The following is a 22211-nucleotide window of genomic DNA, read 5'->3' as shown; positions in this document are numbered from 1 at the left end:
GAAAAAACCTCAATTTTTGGTTGAGGTTTTATTTATTTGAAATGTAGTTCAAAGTCGTCAAGATATAACTTAATCAATTTGGGTAATGTAATACACTTGATACTTAATTCACGACACATAAGAGGAATTTTAACAAATAATTTATTATCATTGCCTCCAGTAGTTTCTTCAGTTACAAGATAAACATTTTCTTCATTCTTAATTAAGTTGAGACATAGAAGTATTAGTTTTATGTCAGCATCTTCAAGATGTTGATTTTTCTTTACTTCGAATTCGACATCATTAATTTTTTTTCGTTGTACTCCAACAACGAACTGATTTTCTACCATTCTTAGAAATTTCGCTGGAGATGGAGCAATTAAAGAATCAGTTTTGTACGGTGTTTTTGATTTCTTTAAAAATGATTTATCTGTCAAAAATGCTAATTGTTTTAATATTAAACCTTTTGCATTATATGTACATTGTTCATAAACCTTATCTATTATAATTATTTCGCCAATTTCAATTTTTTCTTTTATGAAATTGAATAGTAAATTTTCTTTGTCAAACGGTAAGTAATAACGAACCAACGACAAAAGTGAGTTAGTGTCGATTATTACTTTCATTGAATATATTTATCTAATTTATCTGGAGTTATATTTAATGTTTTACAAACATCAAATTCATTTATTACACCTTCATAAAAGGCTGTTTGAATAGTTGAAATTAATAAAGGAGAATTAATTGGTTTAGGTACAGCGCCACCTCTTTGAATTCCATTTTGTTTGTCTAATTCTTTTTGTTTTTGTTCTTCTAATTGTTTTAACCTGAACTGTTCTTCAAAATCAGCCTTTACATTTTTGTAATCTTTGGGCGATATTTGATTGTTTAATAAAAGTCTTGTAAAAATTGCAATTTGACTTAAATGAGTTTTTTTGGAAATTTCTTCTACAATTTCATGATTGTAATCATTTAAACTATTTGCTTTTTCAAGTCTATCAATTACATTTCCATATTCACCTGCAATAAAATAGAAAGCAAAATCATTACACCATTTTTCAATTTTTGATAAATTGTGATTTGCTAAATCTGCTAATTCTAAATTATCAACTTCTTCAATATTCAAGAGATAATGGCCTAACTCATGAGCTAAAGTAAATATCTCACGTCTAAAAGAGCTTTGCTGTCTTTTTAAGACAATTACATTTGGATTTAGAAAAAATCCATCAATATTAGCTTTTTCTTTTTTATTCCAAGTTTCAATAAATTCAAAAACTAAAATATTTTTTTCTGCAAACTTTGAAATTAATGACTTTAAAAAGTCTCTTAAGCTATCTTGAAATTCAGGATATAAAATTTCTCGTATTTCCAACGCAACTTTTTGAGGATTATCTGTGGTTTTAAAAATAGGTAATATCCTATCAGTATTTATCTCAGCTAATTTAGAAATAGCCGATAGAGAAATTTTAAATTCTTCAAATTGATTTACAATTTTTTTTGCACCAATATTTAAATCTGCATCAAATTTTGATTTTCTAAAGAAAATACTTGCGTCTTTTGAAACTTCGGGAGACTTTGGGTCTAAATAAAAGTGAAGTCCTTTATTAAAAACTTTATCAATTCTTTTTAAATGGCTTAATTTTATATTGTCTGAAAGAATTTCTTCTTCTAAAATAGGATTTTTTAAACCATCACTTATTAATATAAGAAGATCATCTATCGTCATACTAAATAATGATAGAAGATATTTAAGCCTTTTTATGTTTTGTTCTACTTTCAAGAATTTCTTAAAAAATTTATTTGTGCAAAATTACAACTTATTTTTCTTGGAAGCTAAAAACCAATAAAATAACTCATAATTTCCAAATATACGAAAGTTTTAAGAACCTTAATATCTCTCTTATTTTCTTTGACTTAAATTCCGCTCAAATTCCACTCAAGTCCCATTCAAGTTTTAGGTTTGCTCGTGGTTTGTTCGTAATTTATGGTACTTTTCCGAGGCTGATTCGAAGGAAACACGAGCAAACCACGAACAAACGTAGAGCAAGACTCCTAAAAGACTGCTTTTTGAGTGCTACTTACTTGGTGAAATTTTTATCAAGAAAAAAGAAAATGCACCCAACAAAAAACCCCAACTTGCGCTGAGGTTTTCTTCGAAATTATATTAGAAAAACTATGCTTCTACTTTTTCAGCAGCATGTTTTTTCACGAGGTCTTGTTGTACATTGGCAGGAACCAATTGGTAGTCATTAAATTTCATAGAGAATTTTGCTCTACCTCCTGTTAATGAACGCAATGTAGAACCATAATCGTTCATTTCAGCCAATGGAACTTCTGCCATAATTTTTTGATAATGACCTTCGCTATCCATTCCAGAAATCATGGCACGTCTGGTTTGTAAATCTCCCATTACATCACCAGTACATTCGTCTGGAGCTAGAATTTCTACATGATACATAGGTTCTAGCAATTGAGGGTGCGCATTATGGAACGCTTCTTTAAACGCACCAGAAGCTGCCAATTGGAAAGAAATATCATTAGAGTCTACACTGTGCATTTTTCCGTCATATACAGAAACTCTGATGTTTTGGCAGTGTGAACCAGTTAATGGACCTTCTTTCAACTGTTGCATAATTCCTTTTTTAATGGCACCGATGTAGCGAGAATCTATCGCTCCACCTACGATACACCAGTAGAAAGCAAATTTTCCGCCCCAAGGTAAATCTTCGAATTCTTTGCTTCTAATATTTACACCTTCTGGTTCTGGCATTCCTTCATAGTAGTTTTCTACTCTCATGTGAATTTCACCAAATTGTCCAGCGCCACCAGATTGTTTTTTATGTCTGTAATCTGCTTCTGCTTTTCCAGTGATGGTTTCGCGGTAAGAAATTTTAGGATTTTTCATTTCCATTTTCACTCCGAAATCTTTTTCGAGACGGTATTTTACCAAGTCTAGGTGCAACTGACCTTGTCCTCCTAAAATCGCTTCGTGCGTATCATGGTCTATTTCTACTTTTAGGGTAGGATCTTCTTCTTTAAGTTTATTAAGCGCAGCAAAAAGTTTTTCTGTTTCTGCTGTATTTTCTACGAAAACAGCTTTTCTCAGTCTGCTTTCTGGGAATTTCATAGGTTCTATTTTTCTATCAACACCTTTTGTATTGAGGGTATTGTTAGAATGTCCGCTTTTAAGTTTTACGGTAACACCTAGGTCACCCGCAACTAATTTATCTACGGCGGTTCTCTCTTTTCCTTCTGCTACGAAAATTTGAGAAATTCTTTCGAGTTCACCGTTATTGGCATTAATCAGTTCATCACCTGGTTTTATTTCGCCAGAGAATACTTTGAAATAAGAAACTACGCCAACTTGCGGTTCAGATTGAGTTTTGTAAATGAAAATAGTGGCTTTGTCTGCAGCATTACAAGCCAAAACTTCGCCATTTTCTAGTTTGCTACCAAAACGGTCAGCTGGAGATGGAGCGATATCATCTATAAAGCCCATAATTCTACCAGAGCCCATATCTTTAGCACCAGAAGCTACAAATACTGGGAAGAAATCGTGTTTTGCTAAACCAATCATTAAACCTTGTGCCAATTCTTCTTCAGAAAGATTACCTTCTTCGAAATATTTTTCCATTAATCCTTCTTCGTTTTCGGCTGCCATTTCTACCAATGCATTGTGCATTTCATTGGCTCTTACCATTTCAGATTCTGGGATTGGTTTTTTCTCTGGTTTACCACCAGTTGCAGGAAACTCGTACATTACCATTCTCAAGGCATCCACAATTTGGTTAAAACTTTCACCAGAGTTCAGTGGATACTGAATAGGAATCACTTTGCTTCCAAATCTATTTTTAAGTTGTTCTAAAGCAGCATCGTAATCTGCTTTTTGGTGATCCATCTGATTAATCACGAAAATAGAAGGTGTTTTGTAATCTTCTACATATTCCCAAACCAATTCAGTGCCTACTTCTACACCAGCTGCAGCATTTACCATAATCAGTGCAGTATCTGCTACTTTTAAGTTGGCAATTACTTCACCTACGAAATCGTCAAAACCAGGGGTATCTAAAACGTTGATTTTATTTTTTTTCCAATTCACGAACATTTGATGTGAGAAAATCGTGTTTTCGCGTTCGTGTTCTAGGTCGGTATTGTCGGAAACGGTGTTGTGTTGTTCTACAGTTCCTCTTCTTTTGATCGCTCCACCTTCGTAGAGCATGGTTTCTATAAATGTAGTTTTACCGCTTCCTGAATGCCCGAGTAAAACTACGTTACGGAGGTCTTTAGTGTTAGTGCTCATATCTTTTGAGTTTTAAAATTATTTTCATCTATCACATCTGATTTACTAAAATTCAGACGGAATGCACTCTGCAATTCCTTATAAGGCGAAAATTTTTAAAATCAAGAATGTCTTAAAAGGCACTTTGAATGTAAAAATTTAGGATACTAAAATTACAAAAGATTTTAATACAATGTAAACTTTGGAACATGATTTTTGAAAGGTCGGGAATTGTGAGGTGATGGAAGCTGGATGTTTGAGGTTAAAAAAAGTAGAAAACATTTCTGTACTTTTTCTAAAAAACTTCTGACTTCTGACTTCTGACTTCCAGCAAAATTAGTTACTTTTATCAAAATTTTTCAAGGAAATGGTTTTAAGCAGAATTTGGAGCGCATTTATTATTGTAGCCATTGTAGTGGCAAGTATTAAATATTTATTTAGCGATAACTACAAAGCAATTTATAATGATTTGGTGGTAGGAAAAAGTGGAGACACGGTTCAGATTGCTAAAGTTCCTGTTCAAAAACTTTCTGCGGAAATTCAGAAATCTTTAACCGAAAATCCAGACTCAGAAATTGCGAGAATTAATTACAAAAAAGATTCTACTAATCAAGTGGCTATTTATAGAGTTCAAAAAGCGGATGGTGTAATCTCTACCAGTAAAACTGCGGTAGAAATTTCCCTTGGTTTAATAGGAATTATGACGCTTTTTATGGGTTTTATGAGCATCGCCGAAAAAGCAGGTGGTATCAATTTTCTTTCAAGAATGATTCAACCATTTTTCTCGAAATTATTCCCCGAAATTCCTAAAAATCATCCTTCTTTCGGTCATATGACGCTTAATTTTGCAGCGAATTTATTGGGATTGGATAATGCTGCGACGCCTTTTGGTTTAAAAGCCATGGAAAGTTTACAAACCTTAAATCCTGATAAAGACAGAGCTTCTAATGCACAAATTATGTTTCTGTGTCTTCACGCAAGTGGATTAACGCTGATTCCGGTTTCTATTATTGCGATTAGAGCTTCCATGAATTCTGCAACGCCAACTGATATTTTCTTGCCCACATTAATTGCGACTTTTTGTGCAACCATGGCCGCGATGATTATTGTTTCCATCAAACAAAAAATAAATCTTTTTCAGCCTACACTTTTGGCTTTCGTAGGTGGAATTTCGGCACTCATTGCATTGTTGGTTTGGTTTTTAGTAAGACTGAGCAAAGAAGAATTAGATGATGTAAGTAAACTCATCAGCAACGGAATGATTTTGTTGATTTTCTTTGCAATTATCGCAGGAGCTGTTTACAAAAAAATAAATGTTTTCGATGCGTTTATTGATGGCGCAAAAGAAGGATTTAATGTTTGTGTGAAAATTATTCCGTATTTGGTAGGAATGCTGATTGCGATTTCATTACTAAGAACTTCTGGTGTTTTTGATGTCATTATAGACGGAATGAAATGGTTTGCCCAAATTGCCAATCTTGATACCCGCTTTGTGGACGGTTTACCAACGGCTTTAATCAAACCACTTTCTGGTTCAGGAGCAAGAGGAATGATGGTAGACACAATGAATGTTTTTGGCGTAGATTCTTTTCCTGCGAGACTTTCTGGGATTTTACAAGGAAGTTCAGATACTACTTTTTATGTGATTGCAGTGTATTTTGGAGCGGTAGGAATTAAGAACACGCGTTATACAGTTGGTGCGATGTTGTTGGCAGATTTAGTGGGAATTGTTACTTCTATTTTAATGGCGTATTTGTTTTTTGGGTAGTATTTTTTCTAAATAAATGAACAAGAGAAGCAGAAATGCTTCTTTTTTTGTAACAAAAAACTCCATTCACCGTCTAATTAAGAAACTTTTCATCCTATGAAAAAAATATTTTCACTCGTATTGCTATCAGCATTTTCTTTAGGGTTTTCTCAGAAGAAATGGAGTTTACAAGAATGTGTAGATTATGCTGTTAAAAATAATTTGCAAGTTATTAGTAATCAGTACAATGCAGATATTCAGGCTAAAAATCTTGAAATTTCTAAAAGAGATAAATTGCCTTCAGTTTCGGGTAGTTTTAACAATAATATGAGCTTTGGAACTACGCAAGGATTCCAAGGAAGTATCGGTAGAAATGATAATTTCAGTAACAGTGCTTCGGTTGGTGCAAATATGCAATTGTACAATAACGGAAGATTGCAGAAATCTGCTGAAAAATCTCAATATGATTTAGAAGCAAGTTTGTTAGATGCAGAACGAGTGAAAAATGATATTTCACTTCAAATTGCTCAACAATATTTACAAGTTTTACTGAATAAGGAAGTAAAAAAAATCTCTGATGAAGCCGTAGCAAATGCCGAAAAAGTATTGAGCAGAGCTAAAATTACCACAGAAGTAGGAACCACACCAAAAACGGTAGAAGCAGAAGCAACTGCAGGTTTAGCAAGAGAAAAACAACGCCAAAAATCTTCTGAAATAGACATTCAGCGTTCACTTTTTTCATTAGCGATGTTGTTGCAACTAAAAGATTATCAGAATTTTGATGTGCAAGAAGTTCCTTTGCCAAGTTTATTAGACGCACCGCTTAATTCTACTGATAATATTGTAGAAAAAGCCTTCGAAAATCAACCGCAAGTAAAAGCTGCTGAAACCAGAATTCTTTCTGCTCAAAAACAAACCGAAATTGCAAAAACTGCTTTTTATCCTTCTGTTTCTGCTTCTGCTGGAATTGGAACCAATTATTTTGATTCTTTAAGTAGAAGTAATGATGGTTTTTTTAAACAATATGGAGATAATTTTGGTCAACAATTAGGCGTTTCTGCAAACATTCCCATCTTTAACAAAGGGATTACCAAATTACAAGTAGAACAAGCTAAAATTTCTGAAAGCATTGCTAAAAACACTTTGGAACAACAAAAAGTAGAAGTTCAGCAAAATGTTCAGCGCGCTTATTTTGATGCCAATGCTAATTATGAAAACTATTTAGCTGCTTTAGAAGCCGAAAAATCGACCAAGTTAGCATTAGAGTTTGCAGAGAAAAGTTATGAAGCAGGTAGAGCTACCATTTATGACTTGAACAATGCAAGAAATAATTACATCAATGCGCAAGGTTCTGTTTCTCAAGCGAAATACAATTTTATTTTCAGCACGAAACTGTTGAATTTCTATGCAGGAATTCCGCTTTCGTTGTAATTCCGTTTTACGTGTTGTGAGATACGAGGTTTGAATGTTTGTAAAATTAGTATTTTTGCAGTCTGTAACTCAGAACTCAGAACTCAGAACTCGAATCTCGTAACTCGTAACTAAAATGTCTGTTTCCGTTTTAGAAAAATTTTTGCCAGAGAATGCTCTTCCTTATCTCAAAATTTGGTTTGGGAGTTATCCTTGTCATCTTAAAATTACTAAAAACAGAAACAGTAAACTAGGAGATTACCGAAAATTGCCCGATAAATCTCACCAAATTACCGTCAATGGAACACTAGAGCCACAATTGTTTTTCTTTGTACTTACGCATGAATTGGCGCATTTGATTGCTTTTGAAAAATATGGCAGAAGAATTTCGCCTCATGGTGCAGAATGGAAGCAGACTTTTAGAGAAATGTTACTAGAAAGTTTGACCGTTTATGCAGAAGATTTACGTCCCATAATTCTGAAATTTTCAAAATCTCCGAAAGCCAATTTTATGGCTTCTCCAGACTTAGTGAAGTATTTTCATGTGCCAAAAGAAGATGATGAACAAACTTTTATAGAAAATCTAAAAAAAGGAGAGTTGTTCGAGTACAAGAAGGAGATTTTCGTAATAGAAGAAACAACAAAAAAGCGTTATCTTTGCAAAAATATTAAAAGCAGCAGGAAATATTATTTTAGAAATCTTGCTCAAGTTAAAAAATTGAAGTCTGAAGATGAGTAAAACTAAATATTGCGTAATCATGGCAGGTGGAATTGGCAGCAGATTTTGGCCAATGTCTACTCAGAAATTTCCGAAGCAGTTTCAAGATATTTTAGGAACGGGAAGAACCATGATTCAGCAAACTTTTGACCGAATAAAGCAAATCGTTCCTTCCGAGAATATATACGTAATCACCAATCAAGAGTACGTAGAATTGTCTCATCATCAGTTGCCAGAGATTCCTCTGGAAAATATTGTAGGCGAACCTGTAATGAAAAACACAGCAGCGTGTAATATCTACATGGTTAATAAAATTGCAGATAGAGATCCAGATGCAAACGTAATTGTTTTACCAGCAGATCATTTAATTATAAAAGAAAAAGTTTTTTTAGAAAAAGTAGAATTAGCCTTTGATTTAGCGAGCAAGCATGACTATCTTATTACGCTAGGAATTACACCCACTCGTCCTGATACTGGATATGGTTATATACAGTTTATCGAGAAAAAAGAGGAAGAATTTTTCAAAGTAAAAACTTTTACCGAAAAACCTAGTTTAGAAATTGCCAAAGCTTTCCTAGAAAGTGGAGATTTCCTTTGGAATGCAGGAATATTTGTTTGGAATGTAAAATCTATTCACAAGGCTTTCCACGAATTTTTGCCAGAAATGACGCATGAATTTGATACTTGCGAATATAATAATGATAAAGAATCTGTTTGCATAGAAACCATTTATCCAAAAGTAGAAAAGATTTCTATAGACAATGGAATTTTAGAAAAAGCGAAAAACGTTTACGTGATTCCCGCGGATTTAGGATGGAGTGATTTAGGAACTTGGACTTCTGTCTACGAAAACGCCGAAAAAGATGAGAACAATAATGCAGTAAAATCTAAGCACGTTCTTACCTATAATTCTAAAGGAAACATCATAAGACTAAGAAACAACAATAAAGCAGCAATTATAGACGGTTTAGAAAACTATATCGTGGTAGATACAGAGAAAGCTTTGTTGATTTGTCCAATTAGCAATGACCAATTGATTAAAGACTACGTTTTAGACTTGAAAAACTTTAAAAAAGGAGAAAAATTCATGTAATTTTATTCTTAAACACGATAAAAACTAAAAGAGAAACTTATGCTAAAGTTTCTCTTTTTTCGTCTATCATAATCAGTTCAAACCCGAACGTTTCGTCTGTGTTTTTTACGGTTTTAATCTGCTGAGTTAATGCCAACAGTTGATCTACAAAAAAGCTGGTTTCAAAAAACTGTCTGTGAATCGTAGGTAATAATTGCATAAAATAATCACGCCCCACTTTATTATTATGCAAATCCATTTTGCGTTGCAGAGGCTCATTGGGAAATAAATCTTCGTGCATTTGCGTGATTTTTTCAGTCCAAATGAGCGCTTTTTTCGGGGAAGAAACCTTGCAGCAATACATCATAATCAAACTGTTCCAAAGGGCATGTCTGAAAGCATTTCCTGCACCGTGTAAACCATGTGTTTTTGGAAATAATTTTTCAGAAATTTTGTACGTTTTATAGGTTGCAAAAAAAGTGAGAACAGAAAAAATAGGATGACTAAACCCTGTTAAAAATAATTTCAAAAGGTTATTTAAACTTAAGCTTTTTAAGACATTAAAAACAAGTTTAGGCGTCATTCTAAGGGTTTTTCTAAGATTAGTAAGTGTTTTTTTGAAAATGTTTCAAATAAAAATCGTAAAACAATTAAGTTTTACGATTTAAAATTATCTCAGAGAATAAATATTCTATTTATTCATCAATAGTTTCACTGTTTTAGAAACCGTTTCTTTAATTTCAGTTCTTTTTACAATAAAATCTACAAATCCTTTTTCCTGAATAAATTCAGACGTTTGGAAACCTTCTGGTAAATCTCTACCGATGGTTTCTCTAATTACTCTAGGACCTGCAAAACCAATTAAAGCGCCAGGTTCTGCCATGATTACATCTGCAGTCATTGCAAAAGATGCGGTAATTCCACCAAAAGTAGGGTCGCATAAATAAGCAATGTAAGGCAATTTTTTATCAGAAAGTTGAGCCAACTTAGACTGTACTTTTGCTAATTGCATCAGAGAGTAAGCCGCTTCTTGCATTCTAGCACCACCAGATTGGCAGATAATCATGTAAGGAAGTTGATGTTCTATACAATAATCTACAGCTCTTCTGATTTTTTCGCCCATTACAGAACCTAAAGAACCCCCGATAAACGCAAAATCCATACAAGAAATCACCATGTCTACACCATTTACGCTTCCTCTTGCATTTCTGATGGAATCTTTAAGTTTTGTTTTAGATTTTACTTCTTTTAATCGGTCTGTATATGCTTTTGTATCTTTAAATTTAAGCATATCTATACTTTCTACATCGGGATGTAATTCTGTGAATTTCCCTTCGTCAAAAAGTATATCGTAGAACTCTGCGCTTCCTATTCTCACGTGGAAACCGTCTTCTGGAGAAACGTAATTATTTCTCTTAAGCTCGTCATGTTCTACAATCTTACCAGAAGGAGTTTGATGCCAAAGACCTTTTGGAACGTCTTTTTTCTCTTCGGTTCCTGTGGTAATATTTTTTTTCTTTCTTTTAAACCAATCAAAAGCCATAGTTATCTAATTTAAGGTTAAAATTGAGGTTTCGAATTTAGTGAAATCTTTGATTTTAGCCTAATGTATTTACGTTATTTAAATCTTCAAAGGCTTTTACTAATCTATTAACGAAAGTTTCTTCACCTTTTCTAATCCAAACTCTTGGGTCATAGAATTTTTTGTTTGGTTTTTCTTCACCTTCTGGATTACCAATTTGAGTTCTTAAATACTCGATATTAGAATTCATATAATCTCTAATTCCTTCTGTGTAAGCAAACTGAAGGTCTGTATCGATGTTCATTTTAATCACACCATAAGAAATTGCTTCTCTAATTTCTTCTAATGTAGAACCAGAACCACCGTGGAATACAAAGTTTACTGGTTTTTCAGAAGTTCCGAATTTTTCTTGTACATATTTTTGAGAATTGTCTAAGATTTTCGGAGTTAATTTCACGTTTCCTGGTTTGTAAACACCGTGAACATTACCAAAAGCTGCAGCGATTGTAAATTCTGGAGAAATAGCTTTCAATGTTTCGTAAGCGTATGCTACTTCGTCTGGCTGAGTGTACAATTTAGAAGAATCTACATCAGAGTTGTCTACACCATCTTCTTCGCCACCAGTTACTCCTAATTCTATTTCTAGAGTCATGCCCATTTTAGCCATTCTTTCGAAATATTTAGTAGAAATGTCTAAATTTTCTTCGATAGGTTCTTCTGATAAATCTAGCATGTGAGAAGAGAACAATGACTTACCAAATGCTTTGTAATGCTCTTCGCTTGCGTCTAATAATCCATCAATCCAAGGAAGTAATTTTTTAGCACAGTGGTCTGTGTGAAGAATTACGGTAGCTCCATAAGCTTCTGCAAGGGTATGAATATGTCTAGCGCCTGCAATTCCTCCTAGGATTGCAGATTTTTGATTTTCAGTACTAAGGCTTTTTCCTGCGTTAAATGCAGCTCCTCCGTTTGAAAACTGAATAATTACTGGAGCGTTTAATTTAACTGCTGTTTCCATAGTAGCGTTTATGTTACTAGAACCTACTACGTTTACTGCAGGAAGTGCGTAATTATTTTCTTTTGCGTGTGCAAAAATTTCTGATACTAATGAACCTGTGGCAACACCTGCCGGAAATTTTCTGCTCATTTTTCTTTTGTTTTATTATTGATTGTTAAATGTAAATTTCGAAATGTAAATTTAGTGAATTTTATGCTATTAATACTAATTTCTTTTGTCTTTGCCCCACAGCAATTTCTGCCTTAAAGTTTTGAAAAAGCTCAAGTCTTTTGGGTGCATTAAGATCAGTTGGAAGTCGGCTTTTTTTACCGTAATCACATCATCATTTTTCATGTGATAGAGTCTAGAATCTAGAGAAAGAGAATATTGTGGCACTCTGCTTTCTACTTTTAAGGTAATTTCTATATCGTCTCTTAAAACAATAGGTCTCACGTTAAGGTTGTGAGGCGCAATTGGCGTAAGCGAAAGAATTCCGTTTCCTGGCGAAATAATAGGGCCACCACAACTCAGTGAGTATGCGGTAGAACCAGTAGGTGTAGAAATAATTAAACCATCTCCCCAATAATACGTAAGAAATTGCTCATTAATATGCGTTTCTATGGTAATCATAGAAGTGGTTTCGTTTCTAGAAACGCTCAAATCATTTAGTGCATACGGAAAATCAATAGGAGTACCAGAAGAAGTAACGTGCAAAACGCTTCTTTTGCTCAAATTCATTTCTTTGGTGATGATTTCGTCTATGTGACTGAAGATTTCATCCTTAGAAAAACTTGCCAAAAACCCTAATCTACCCGTGTTTACTCCGATGACGGGAATTTCTAATTCTTTGATAAAGTTCAAGGCATTTAAAATAGTTCCGTCTCCCCCAAAACTGAAGAAAAAATCTATTTTTTCTTGTTTTACATCTTCGTAGTTAGAAAAAGTGGAAAACTCTTTAGAAAATTCTAAATCTTTGAAGAGCTGTTCATATATAATAGCTTTTACACCTCTTTTGTTAAGTTCTGATATAAACTTACTTAAGTATAAAAATGTATCTAAGTCTTTTTTCTGTGAATAAATGGCAGCTTTCAAAATAAATCTTTTTATAAACTCAAAAATACATTAAAATTCTAAATATTTTTGAAAATATTGATATCGGTCTTTGATGAGTTCTTCTTTTTCGTCGTTATAAAATTTATGAACTACGTGATAACCAAATCGGTCGAAGGTTTCGTCTATAGAACTTAAATTATCATGATTAATTTTCATGGTAACTTGTATTACATCATCATTTACATGACTGATGAACGCTCCGTAAAATTTAGAATTGTTGCTTTCTACAATTTTGGCAATTTCGGTCATCGAAAACGATTTTAAGTTGGTTTCTACCGTTAAAACCGCTCCGTTTTCAGAAAATAAAGGATATTTCGACAGTTCATTAAAAACATCATCGTAAGCAATGTATCCTAGATATTCTTCATTTTTATTGATAATGGGAATAATATTAGCGTTAAAAGTATAGAATAATTTTACAGTGTCTAATACGGTTCCGCCTTCTAAAATAGCAAATCGCTCTATATGAATAAGGAGTTCTTCTAAATTTTTATCAGGATTTTCTTCCAAAAATTCCTTGCAGATTCCTCCCAAAAAAAGATTGTTTTTTTGCACAAAAACATGGGTGAAACCAAATTCCGAGGCTATTTCTAGTGCTTCTTCTGCAGATGAATCAACTTCAAAAGCGGGAAAATCTTTGGATATGTATTCAGAAATTAACATGTTGCAAAGGTAATTAATTCTTATCAATCAGCTAAATGACGGAAATCATAAAAAAAATTTTCAAACATTTTTGAATTTTATTGAAAAAAAATTTTATCTTTGTCACCTTTCATTTTTACTTTTTATTAGATTTATTTCAAACTGCATTGCTTCTTAAGGGGTTATGCAGTTTTTTTATGTAAAAATGCTAGCTTTTTTTCTTTCTCAGAAAAATTAATCCTCCCAGAATAATTGCACCGCCTATTCCTTGTAAAAAAGTAAAACTTTCTCCGTCGATTATTCCCCAAGCTACCGCTACAATTGGCATTAATAAAGTTACGGTAGACGCAAATAGCGGATTAGAAACGCTCATTAATCTATATTGTAACATCATGGCTAGTCCAGTTCCGAAGATGGATAAAGTCGCTACAAATCCCAATCCTATCATGTTTTCTCTTGTAAAAGAAAACTCGTGAAAGAAATTTGAGAAATATAAAGCCAGTAAAGACGGTAAAAACAAGACGTAGAAAAATACAAATGAGGACAAGAGTTTTGCAGGAATATGCGTGAGTTTTGCGCCAACTGTAGTCACGCTTACAGCGTACAAGAAAGCTGCAAAAAGTAATAATCCTATGTAAAATAAGTGTTCTGTATTATTATCATGTCCCGAATTCATCAATAAAATCACTCCAAAAAAACTGATGACAATTCCCAAAATTTGTCGAGGGGTAGTTTTGGTTTTCCAAAATGCTGCACCTACCAAAATAACAAAAAGCGGCATCGTAGAATTGATAATTCCTGCAATACTGCTGCTGACTTTGGTTTCCGCAATAGGAAATAAGAACATGGGAATAAAATTTCCACAAAGTGCTGCAATAATGAGCCATTTTAGATGTGATTTAGGAAACTTTTTGATGTTCAATAAAGCAATCGGTGAGAGTAAAACCCCAGAAATAAGAACTCTTAGCGCTCCTACTTGATAAGGATTAAAATGTTCCAGCGATTTTTTTATCAAAATAAAAGAAGAGCCCCAAATCAGAGAGAGCAATATTAATAAAATCCATTTTTCTTTTTCAGGGTTCATATTTTTTAATTTTTTGGGCGCCAATTTCCTCGTTCCGCTCTCGCTTTTTTAAAATTTGTTAATTTTAAAAAGAGCTCCGCTCAACTCGGGGCGCAATTTTTTTATCATTTTACGTTCTCGTCTGAGAAATTTTGTTTTAAAATTTTCAGAAACTCCCTTTTAGGAATTTCTTTAGCTCCTAAAGAGGCTAAATGCTCAGTGTAAACTTGGCAATCAATCAATTGATACTGACTTTTATATTTTTCTACAAAATAAATAAAACCCGCTTTGCTTGCATTGCTCACTTTGGCAAACATGCTTTCTCCGCAGAAGATATGACCTAAATCTACACCATATAAACCTCCTACCAATTCATCATTTTCCCAAACTTCTAAGCTTTTGGCTTTTCCAAATCGGTGAAGAGTGCTGTAAGCTTTTATCATCTCATCGGTAATCCATGTTCCGTCTTGTCCTTTTCTTTCTGCGGCTTGGCAATTTTTCATCACTTCTTCGAAACATTTATTTTCGGTAAAAGTAAATTTCCCCTCTCGCAGAATTTTCTTCATGGATTTAGAAATTTTCAAATCTTCTGGAAACAATACGAATCTAGGATCAGGACACCACCACAAAATATCATCTTCAGGATTAAACCACGGGAAAATCCCGTTCTGATAAGCAAACCAGATTCTTTCTGGAGATAAATCTCCGCCCATTGCCAATAATCCTCCTTCAAAATCATACAAAGCAGGGTCTGGAAAAGCAATTTCTTCGGAATCTAGTAGAAACATATCTTATTTTAAAAATGAAATCCCACTTATTAAAGTAGGATTTCAAATGTATAAAATTTCTATTATTTTAGAAAGGTAAATCGTCATCACCTTCGTCTGCGAAAGGATTTTCATTAGTAGTAGCTGGAGTAGCCACTGCAGATGGAGCAGCATAAGTAGGTTGTGCACCGTTATCTGCTACTTTTTCTAATCTCCAAGCTGTAATAGAGTTGAAATATTTTACTTCACCTTGTGGGTTAGTCCACTCTCTACCTCTAATATTGATTCCTAATTTTACAGTTTCGCCTTCAGAAACATTATCTAATAAATTAATTTTATCTGATAAAAATTCTATTGAAATAGGCTGAGGATATTGTTCTTGAGTCAATAAAACCATTTCTCTTTTTTGAAAACCACTTGCAAAAGTCTGGGTATCAAATATTTTCTTAACCGTTCCTTGTAATTCCATATCTATTAATCTTAAAGTTGTAAAAGTAATAAAAAGAGAAACAAAAATCTAATTTCTAAGTTTTTTTTTCAAAAAATAAAATTTTTCAAAAAAAAGTTGTGAACATTAGGAAAAAGTTTCTATATTTGCACTCACAAAAAACGAACAAAGTTCTTTAAATACTAGCGGATGTGGTGTAATTGGTAGCCACGCCAGACTTAGGATCTGGTGCCGTGAGGCGTGGGGGTTCGAGTCCCTTCATCCGCACACGAAATAGAAATGCGAAAATAGCTCAGCTGGTAGAGCACAACCTTGCCAAGGTTGGGGTCGCGGGTTCGAATCCCGTTTTTCGCTCTCCATTTTGCCCTGGTGGTGGAACTGGTAGACACGCAGGACTTAAAATCCTGTGTCCGCAAGGACGTACGGGTTCAAGTCCCGTCTGGGGTACAAAAAACGCTGTTAATCATTTGATTTTCAGCGTTTTTGTTTTTTAAGGGTGGCTAAAAGGGTGGCTTATTTGTGGTTTTATATTTCTTTTGATTGTCGGTATTTATCCAATTTTTCTTTTCTCTTTTCCCAATCTGGCATTTTTAGTGTTAGTAATTCAAAAAAATCTTTATTATGATGTTTGTGAATTAGATGACAAAGCTCGTGCATGATAACATATTCTATGCAGCGTTTCGGAACGTGAATTAATCTAGGGTTGAAAATTAATTTATTTTTCACGGTGCAGCTTCCCCAGCGTGTCGGCATTTCTTGAAAATTAATTTTAGAAGGGATGTGATGATTTTTTTCAAATTTTTTCATCATGGGAAGTGCTATTTCTGAAATCTTAAGTATCGCACGTTCTTTCCACCATTTTTCAAAAATTACAGAAGCGTTTTCTTTCTTTTTTACCAAAATTAGGAATTGATTTCCTAAATAAGAAACTTCTTCTTTTTTAGAGATTTTTATATTAATTTTATATTGTCTTCCTAAATAAAATACACTATAACCAGATTTCATTTCATAATTAGTATCATATAAATCAAGCGTATCAAAATAATTTTGTTGCTTGAAAATCCATCTTGTTTTTTTGTAAACCCATTTTTCTATTTCTTCCATGTTGGTTTCTAAAGGCACAGAGACTTGGACAGTTTTGTCTGGTGAAACCTTAATTCCGAGTGTTTTTCTAGTAGAGTATTTTATGATAAACTCTATTTTCTTTGAACCAAATTCTATAAAATGTAGCATATTCCTATTTATTTGCAATTGCAATTTCAATACATTTTTTTGTAATTTCATCTGCTTTTTCTAGAGTAAATCCTTGGATATCCATCAAATAATCTCCAAAATCAAGTTCTATTCTATTGAGGATATCGGTGTTTTTGTGCCAATCAACAATTTCATTTTGAGCAATTAATTCATCTAAAAACAAGGTGCTTTCTTCGGATTTTTCTACTTGTTCATTTTGCAAAAATCTGAATATAGGAATGTTTCTTTTTTTTTGGTTCAGAGTTTCAGGAACATCACTCGCTTTTGTGCCGATAGCTTCATTTCTGATGTCCTTTAGTTTTTGTAAAGCTTCTAAATCCGAAAGTCTATCAGCTCTCATATCTGCAATGGTTTGCTTAATGAGTTCGGATAGTTTTTTTGAACAAAACAGGGTCGGTATCTCTTTTTTCGTTGATATACTTTGAGGTTGCCGAAGCTATTTTTTCTGCTTTTGCTCTGTTGCCAACTACTTTTTCTAATTCTTCGTTGAATGTTTCGGTGTCCAGTATATCTATTTGCTCGGTAAGTCTGATGATTTCTTCTGTAATTACGTGTTGGTCTAGTAATTTCTGAAGTTGTTTTTCGTACTGTGCAAAACTTACATTGTCCACATATATATTGTTCACAGCAACTCTAATTCCTGCAAATTTCTTTAAATCATTTTTGTATAAATCAATTCTTTCTGTAGGCGTATAATCATAAAAAGTTACCGTAGAAAGTGCCATTTTAAGAATTTTTGCAAATAGATTAAATTTTGCATAAAACTCTTCTCTCAATGCGATATCTGATAAATAATTGATGTATTCATCAATATTATTTTTATTTTTTAAAGTTTTAAAAAGATTTATTAAGTCGGAATACGTTTGTGGAAGTTTTGCAATTTCTTGTGATATATCGGTTAAAGTATTTTGCAAATCCATCAATTCTGTTTGGTCTTCGTCTGTAGTATAGGTTTCCATAGCTTCTTCTAGTTCGTGCATAATTCCAGCATAATCTATAATAAAACCGTAATCTTTACCCGCATAAACTCTATTTACCCTTGCAATTGCTTGTAATAATGAGTGCTCTCTTAATTTTCTACACAAATACATCACGATGGTTTGTGGCACATCAAAACCTGTTAATAGTTTATCAATAACAATGAGTAATTCTATACTTTCTCCATTTTCATATTGCTGAATAATAGATTTGTCAATATCATTTCCGTATTTTGTTTTTAATAAATTGTAATATTGTACCACTTCACTCGCTTCACTGCTATGAACATCATTATTTCCTTCACGAGGGTCTGGTGAGGACATAACCACTTCTGTAGAAACTTTGCCAATTAAATCAAAAGCTTTCTTGTATTTTACAGCGGTTAATTTATCTGGACAAACCACCATTCCTCTAAAGCCAGAATGAACGCCTGTGTTGTCTTTTCCCCAATTGCCAGCAAAATGGCGACTTATATCCATAGCAGTTTGATAAATATTTTGGTCGGTTTTACTTATCAAACCAGCATTGTTCATTTTCTTTTTTAGTTCTGTCTTATTGTACTCGGTTAAATCTTCTGCAACGATATCAAAACCTCTATCCAAAGCATTTTGATTCACATCTTGTACCGCAAATCTGCCTTCGTATAAAATAGGAACAATTGCTTTGTCGGCAACGGCTTCATTGATGGTATAAGTATCAATAATTCCACCAAATTTTTGGGCTGTACTTTTTTGAGATTTCATAAGTGGAGTTCCTGTAAATACAATAAAACAAGCATTAGGTAACACTCTTTCCATATTTACATTGAAAACACCATATTGTGTGCGGTGTGCTTCGTCTATTAAAACAAAAATATTGGGACTTTCTAGCGGATTGTTTGCCAATTCGTTTACCGCTGCCTGAAATTTATTGATAATGCTAGTCGTTACAAAATCGCCATTTCCTTTTAATAATTGTATTAATTGTTTACCAGATGTGGCATTTATTACCTCTATTTCTACTTTTTGAAGCGTTGTGGTTATTTGCCTGTCCAAATCTACTCTGTCGGTTACTAAAATAATTTGTGGATTTTTCACAGTATCTTTTACTTTTCTAGCTAACATAGCCATAGTTAAAGATTTACCGCTTCCTTGTGTGTGCCAAATTACACCGCCTAAACGTTTTCCGTTTCGTATGGGTTTTATTCTATTAATGATTTTATTGATGGAGAAATACTGTTGAAAGCGGGCTACTTTTTTTACAATGCCGCCCTCAAACAAAATAAAATCTTTGATGATTTCTAAAAAACGCTCTTTGCTAAATAAGCCATAAAGCATTACATCTTGTAAAGTAGGGGTAATTTCTACTTCGTATTTTTCTTTGTAATTTAAAAAATCGAAATTTCCTCGAAAATCGTTTTGAAAAAAAATTTTACTTTCCGTTTCTTTCGTTAAATCGACATTTATAATTTCTGGCAATTGGTCTATAAAATTTTGGTCTTTCTCTTTCCAAACTGCCCAAAATTCTTCTTTGGTATTGGTGGTAGCATATTTGGCTTCGGTAAGTGATATTGCACCTAAAATCTGACTATAGACATACAGATTTTGTATGCCGTCTTCCATTTGGTTGCGGGTATGTTGCGAAATGGCTTCTTTGAGCGGTATTTTTATTGTTGGACTTTTAGATTCTATTACAGACAAAGGGATTCCGTTGATAAACAATACCAAATCCGGGCGATACGTGTCTTTTCTACCAGTACGCATTACGGAAAATTCTTCGGTAATGTGAAATACATTATTTTCGGGTTTTTCCCAATCAATGTATTGAATGGTATGGCTTTTTTTGTCGCCATCAATAGATTGTTCCAAAGCATTGCCAAAACGCAAAAGGTTATACGCACGGTTACTTGCATTTACCAAACCTTCGGCTAAAGGAATGTCTTTCAGCGAATGAATGGCACGTTCTATATTAGCATCGGAAAAGTCTGCTTGTTTAGAGCCAATTTTTATGGTATTTATTTTCTTTAGCTGTTCCCTTAAAATAGAAGTAAGCAAAACATTGCTTTCTCTGTCTTCACGCATTTGCAATGCTTCGGAAGGCGTAAGGTATTGGTAGCCTAAATTGATGAGCAATTTAAGGGCGGGGATTTGTGCGGTATTGTCTTCGGTGAAATGGCTCATTTGTATTATTTTTATTTAATATTTATTAAATTTATTAGAGATAAACATTTGATAATCAATTTAATAAAAAGCAATCTCTAACAGTTCTCTAACAAAACCTCTAACAGTTACTCTAACAAATTGTATTATTTTAGCTCCCATTTTGGTTTGCCAAAAGTTCCTTTGTTTTCTATTACTTCACTTCTACGTAATTCTGACAATAGATGATTTATTTTTATTTTCTTTTGTTTTTCAGTCATCCAATCAGGTAGCTTTGTCCATAATAAATCATCTACATCTTTTCTCGTTAGATCTTTATGTTCTTTAATTGCTTTTATTATTAAATCTAAATAATACTGTTTGTCAAAACCTTTATTTTTAGTGTAATCTGCCTTTTGTCCAGTTTTTTGTGCTACTTTTAAACTAATGAAGAAATTTGGTTTTCTGCCCTCTATTAGTTTTTTACTTTTCAAATGTTTCTCTTCAAAATCAGTAAGTGGTAGTTTTTTTTGCACTTTATCCAACATCATAATTTCTTCCAATGTTAAATCCTTGTTCTGCGCTAATAAACGAGCATATTCCAAATCGAGGATTTTTCCAGAAAGTACCATTTTTACTTTATCATTTGCTAAATCGTAATCAGGGAGAGGAAAAAATCTAGCTCTTTGAAAATTATAAATTTTCTTGATTCCGCCACCAGCGGTATCAACCATTTTGAGATTAAACATTGCTGTAGCTAAAAAGCGATTTCGATAAAATTCTTCTGGGGAATCTTCAATAACAACTTTTTCTACATTTCCTGGAATAAAAGAACCTTGATTGGTAAAAATCAATTGATCTGGCATTTCAATAACATTTATTCTCGCATTTTTTGTATAGTCCTGGTGAGCAATGCAATTGTTGATGGCTTCTCGAATAGAGAAAGGTTCATATTTTGCAACTTCAGTTGGAAAAATTGTTCCCTCTTGCATATATCGATACTTGATATTTCTAATTTTTGCAAATACTTTCTCTACGGATAAAATAAGAGGAATACCAAAAATTTCATAGTCGATGTCATTATTTAATTCATCCATTAATTTCCATCGAATTTTTGCATCTGCTGGATTAAGCAAATGCTCTGATTCATCTTTCCCCAAAAGAATTAAAGCGGTTCTCGTAATTTTTCCCTTGCTAGTAACTTTAGCTTTATTTAAAAAAGTAATGTTATCCCAAAGATCTACTTCATCTGCTTTATCTGGGAATTTGTTTTTAAAATTTTTTCTAGCCAAAGCAATTGCATCTTCATCTAAATCCTCTAATGTTGCAGCTGGGACAATTGCAGCACTCCAATCTTCTTTTGTTGCTTGCGCTCTTATCCGTTCGATTTTTTCAATATTTAAAGGAACTAGCTCTTCGCCATCACGTGAGTAGTAATGCCCGTCAAATGCAGTTGGAATTCCTTTTGGAGCAGCGGGAATTTGAAACATAACTACACGTCCTTCTGGTAAATTTACTTCGTGAATGTCTATAAAAGAAATTCGGTTAGTGGTTTTATTGGCCATTTCACCTTTTAGGCTGTCTAAATCTTTCCTCTTGCTTCTGTAAATAGAACCAACTATGTTATGTTTTTTATCTTCTATGCCAAAAACAAGCCACCCAAAAGGTTTACCTTTTAGATTGGCCTCATTACTAAGAGCAGAAAAATATTTGCCTAATTTGGTAAAATCGTAATTAGATTTCGCCTCTTTAAATTCAACAATTTCATTTTCTGCTTCTAAGCCACAAAGTCTATTTAATATGTCGTTTAATTCTTGTGTTGTCATATTTTATTATTTTTCTAATTAACTCCGAACCAAGTCCGTTGTAAGTCCGTTTGAGATGGCTTTAAATAGCTTTCCAAATCGTTTCAAAGCTTTTTGCTTCTCCATTTAAGAGAGGATATAAAGAGGTGTCTTGATTTTTATTTTCAAATAATTTACCTCTTTTTACATCTAATACACCAAAAACAACTTCATCTCCCGAAACTTTTTCACGAAGTTCTTTTTCCATTAGGTTAAGGATTAAATCTGCGTGCATTTTGTTAATATCGGTATTTGCAGTAG

At 33.3% G+C, this 22211-nt stretch carries 20 protein-coding genes and 3 tRNA genes; 7 read left to right on the top strand and 16 right to left on the bottom strand.

The window, feature by feature from the left end:
- Positions 1-32: 32 nt before the first annotated feature.
- The 3 genes from KKQ76_RS10515 to KKQ76_RS10505 form a co-directional block, all read right to left on the bottom strand.
- A complete protein-coding gene (locus tag KKQ76_RS10515; protein WP_213197099.1) occupies positions 33-605 on the bottom strand; it encodes a DUF4411 family protein in 573 nt (190 codons plus the stop codon).
- Positions 602-1759 (bottom strand): ImmA/IrrE family metallo-endopeptidase, encoded by a 1158-nt coding sequence (locus tag KKQ76_RS10510; RefSeq protein ID WP_246501392.1) that lies wholly within the window; start codon positions 1757-1759, stop codon positions 602-604. Before KKQ76_RS10510 ends, KKQ76_RS10515 begins: the two co-directional genes overlap by 4 nt.
- Before the next feature lie 393 nt (positions 1760-2152).
- The gene (locus KKQ76_RS10505; RefSeq protein WP_213197098.1) at positions 2153-4279 is read right to left on the bottom strand and encodes an elongation factor G; all 2127 of its coding nucleotides are present in this window, start codon (positions 4277-4279) and stop codon (positions 2153-2155) included.
- A gap of 346 nt (positions 4280-4625) precedes the next feature.
- Between KKQ76_RS10505 and KKQ76_RS10500 the strand changes: the two genes are divergently transcribed.
- The 4 genes from KKQ76_RS10500 (at position 4626) to KKQ76_RS10485 (ending at position 9226) form a co-directional block, all read left to right on the top strand.
- Positions 4626-6026 (top strand): nucleoside recognition domain-containing protein, encoded by a 1401-nt coding sequence (locus tag KKQ76_RS10500; protein WP_213197097.1) that lies wholly within the window; start codon positions 4626-4628, stop codon positions 6024-6026.
- 96 nt (positions 6027-6122) lie between these two features.
- Entirely contained in the window at positions 6123-7436 is a 1314-nt protein-coding gene (locus KKQ76_RS10495) for a TolC family protein (protein ID WP_213197096.1), read from the top strand.
- 115 nt (positions 7437-7551) lie between these two features.
- Positions 7552-8154 (top strand): SprT-like domain-containing protein, encoded by a 603-nt coding sequence (locus tag KKQ76_RS10490; protein WP_213197095.1) that lies wholly within the window; start codon positions 7552-7554, stop codon positions 8152-8154.
- Positions 8147-9226, top strand: a complete 1080-nt coding sequence (locus tag KKQ76_RS10485) for a mannose-1-phosphate guanylyltransferase (RefSeq protein ID WP_246501391.1) — start codon at positions 8147-8149, stop codon at positions 9224-9226. The genes KKQ76_RS10490 and KKQ76_RS10485 overlap by 8 nt, the downstream gene beginning before the upstream one ends.
- 37 nt (positions 9227-9263) lie before the next feature.
- On the opposite strand, the gene KKQ76_RS10480 is transcribed toward KKQ76_RS10485, so the two are convergent.
- From KKQ76_RS10480 to KKQ76_RS10445, 8 genes are all read right to left on the bottom strand, one after another.
- The gene (locus KKQ76_RS10480; RefSeq protein WP_213197094.1) at positions 9264-9788 is read right to left on the bottom strand and encodes a DUF6973 domain-containing protein; all 525 of its coding nucleotides are present in this window, start codon (positions 9786-9788) and stop codon (positions 9264-9266) included.
- 108 nt (positions 9789-9896) lie between these two features.
- The gene (accD, locus tag KKQ76_RS10475; RefSeq protein ID WP_213197093.1) at positions 9897-10748 is read right to left on the bottom strand and encodes an acetyl-CoA carboxylase, carboxyltransferase subunit beta; all 852 of its coding nucleotides are present in this window, start codon (positions 10746-10748) and stop codon (positions 9897-9899) included.
- Positions 10749-10803: 55 nt separating this feature from the next.
- Entirely contained in the window at positions 10804-11874 is a 1071-nt protein-coding gene (fbaA, locus tag KKQ76_RS10470) for a class II fructose-bisphosphate aldolase (protein ID WP_213197092.1), read from the bottom strand.
- 75 nt (positions 11875-11949) lie between these two features.
- Complete coding sequence (locus tag KKQ76_RS10465; RefSeq protein WP_213197091.1) at positions 11950-12816, bottom strand: NAD kinase; 867 nt, start codon at positions 12814-12816, stop codon at positions 11950-11952.
- Positions 12817-12846: 30 nt separating this feature from the next.
- Positions 12847-13500, bottom strand: a complete 654-nt coding sequence (locus tag KKQ76_RS10460; protein WP_069799749.1) for a CBS domain-containing protein — start codon at positions 13498-13500, stop codon at positions 12847-12849.
- Between the two features lie 187 nt (positions 13501-13687).
- Positions 13688-14563, bottom strand: a complete 876-nt coding sequence (locus KKQ76_RS10455) for a DMT family transporter (protein ID WP_213197090.1) — start codon at positions 14561-14563, stop codon at positions 13688-13690.
- A 104-nt stretch (positions 14564-14667) separates the two neighbouring features.
- Positions 14668-15330: a leucyl/phenylalanyl-tRNA--protein transferase gene (aat, locus tag KKQ76_RS10450; RefSeq protein WP_213197089.1), complete on the bottom strand. Its 663-nt coding sequence runs from the start codon at positions 15328-15330 to the stop codon at positions 14668-14670.
- Between the two features lie 67 nt (positions 15331-15397).
- A complete protein-coding gene (locus KKQ76_RS10445) occupies positions 15398-15778 on the bottom strand; it encodes a DUF3127 domain-containing protein (RefSeq protein ID WP_213197088.1) in 381 nt (126 codons plus the stop codon).
- Between the two features lie 164 nt (positions 15779-15942).
- Here KKQ76_RS10445 and KKQ76_RS10440 point away from each other — a divergent pair.
- The 3 genes from KKQ76_RS10440 (at position 15943) to KKQ76_RS10430 (ending at position 16204) form a co-directional block, all read left to right on the top strand.
- Positions 15943-16024 (top strand) — tRNA-Leu (locus KKQ76_RS10440).
- Between the two features lie 14 nt (positions 16025-16038).
- Positions 16039-16111, top strand: a tRNA-Gly gene (locus tag KKQ76_RS10435).
- 9 nt (positions 16112-16120) lie between these two features.
- A tRNA-Leu gene (locus KKQ76_RS10430) sits at positions 16121-16204 on the top strand.
- Positions 16205-16282: 78 nt separating this feature from the next.
- Here the strand turns inward: KKQ76_RS10430 and KKQ76_RS10425 are convergent.
- From KKQ76_RS10425 to KKQ76_RS10405, 5 genes are all read right to left on the bottom strand, one after another.
- Positions 16283-16990 (bottom strand): M48 family metallopeptidase, encoded by a 708-nt coding sequence (locus KKQ76_RS10425; RefSeq protein ID WP_213197087.1) that lies wholly within the window; start codon positions 16988-16990, stop codon positions 16283-16285.
- 4 nt (positions 16991-16994) lie between these two features.
- Positions 16995-17351 (bottom strand): hypothetical protein, encoded by a 357-nt coding sequence (locus tag KKQ76_RS10420; RefSeq protein WP_213197086.1) that lies wholly within the window; start codon positions 17349-17351, stop codon positions 16995-16997.
- Between the two features lie 16 nt (positions 17352-17367).
- Positions 17368-20148, bottom strand: a complete 2781-nt coding sequence (locus KKQ76_RS10415; RefSeq protein ID WP_213197085.1) for a type I restriction endonuclease subunit R — start codon at positions 20146-20148, stop codon at positions 17368-17370.
- 125 nt (positions 20149-20273) lie between these two features.
- Positions 20274-21932 carry an RNA-binding domain-containing protein gene (locus KKQ76_RS10410; RefSeq protein WP_213197084.1) on the bottom strand — a complete coding sequence of 553 codons (1659 nt, stop codon included), beginning with the start codon at positions 21930-21932 and terminating at the stop codon, positions 20274-20276.
- A gap of 61 nt (positions 21933-21993) precedes the next feature.
- Positions 21994-22158, bottom strand: coding sequence for a hypothetical protein (locus tag KKQ76_RS10405; protein WP_213197083.1), 165 nt, complete (start codon positions 22156-22158; stop codon positions 21994-21996).
- Positions 22159-22211: the final 53 nt, after the last annotated feature.

It is taken from the genome of Cloacibacterium caeni, assembly GCF_907163105.1.
Taxonomy (GTDB): domain Bacteria; phylum Bacteroidota; class Bacteroidia; order Flavobacteriales; family Weeksellaceae; genus Cloacibacterium; species Cloacibacterium caeni_A.
This window is presented reverse-complemented; position numbering and strand designations above follow the sequence as displayed.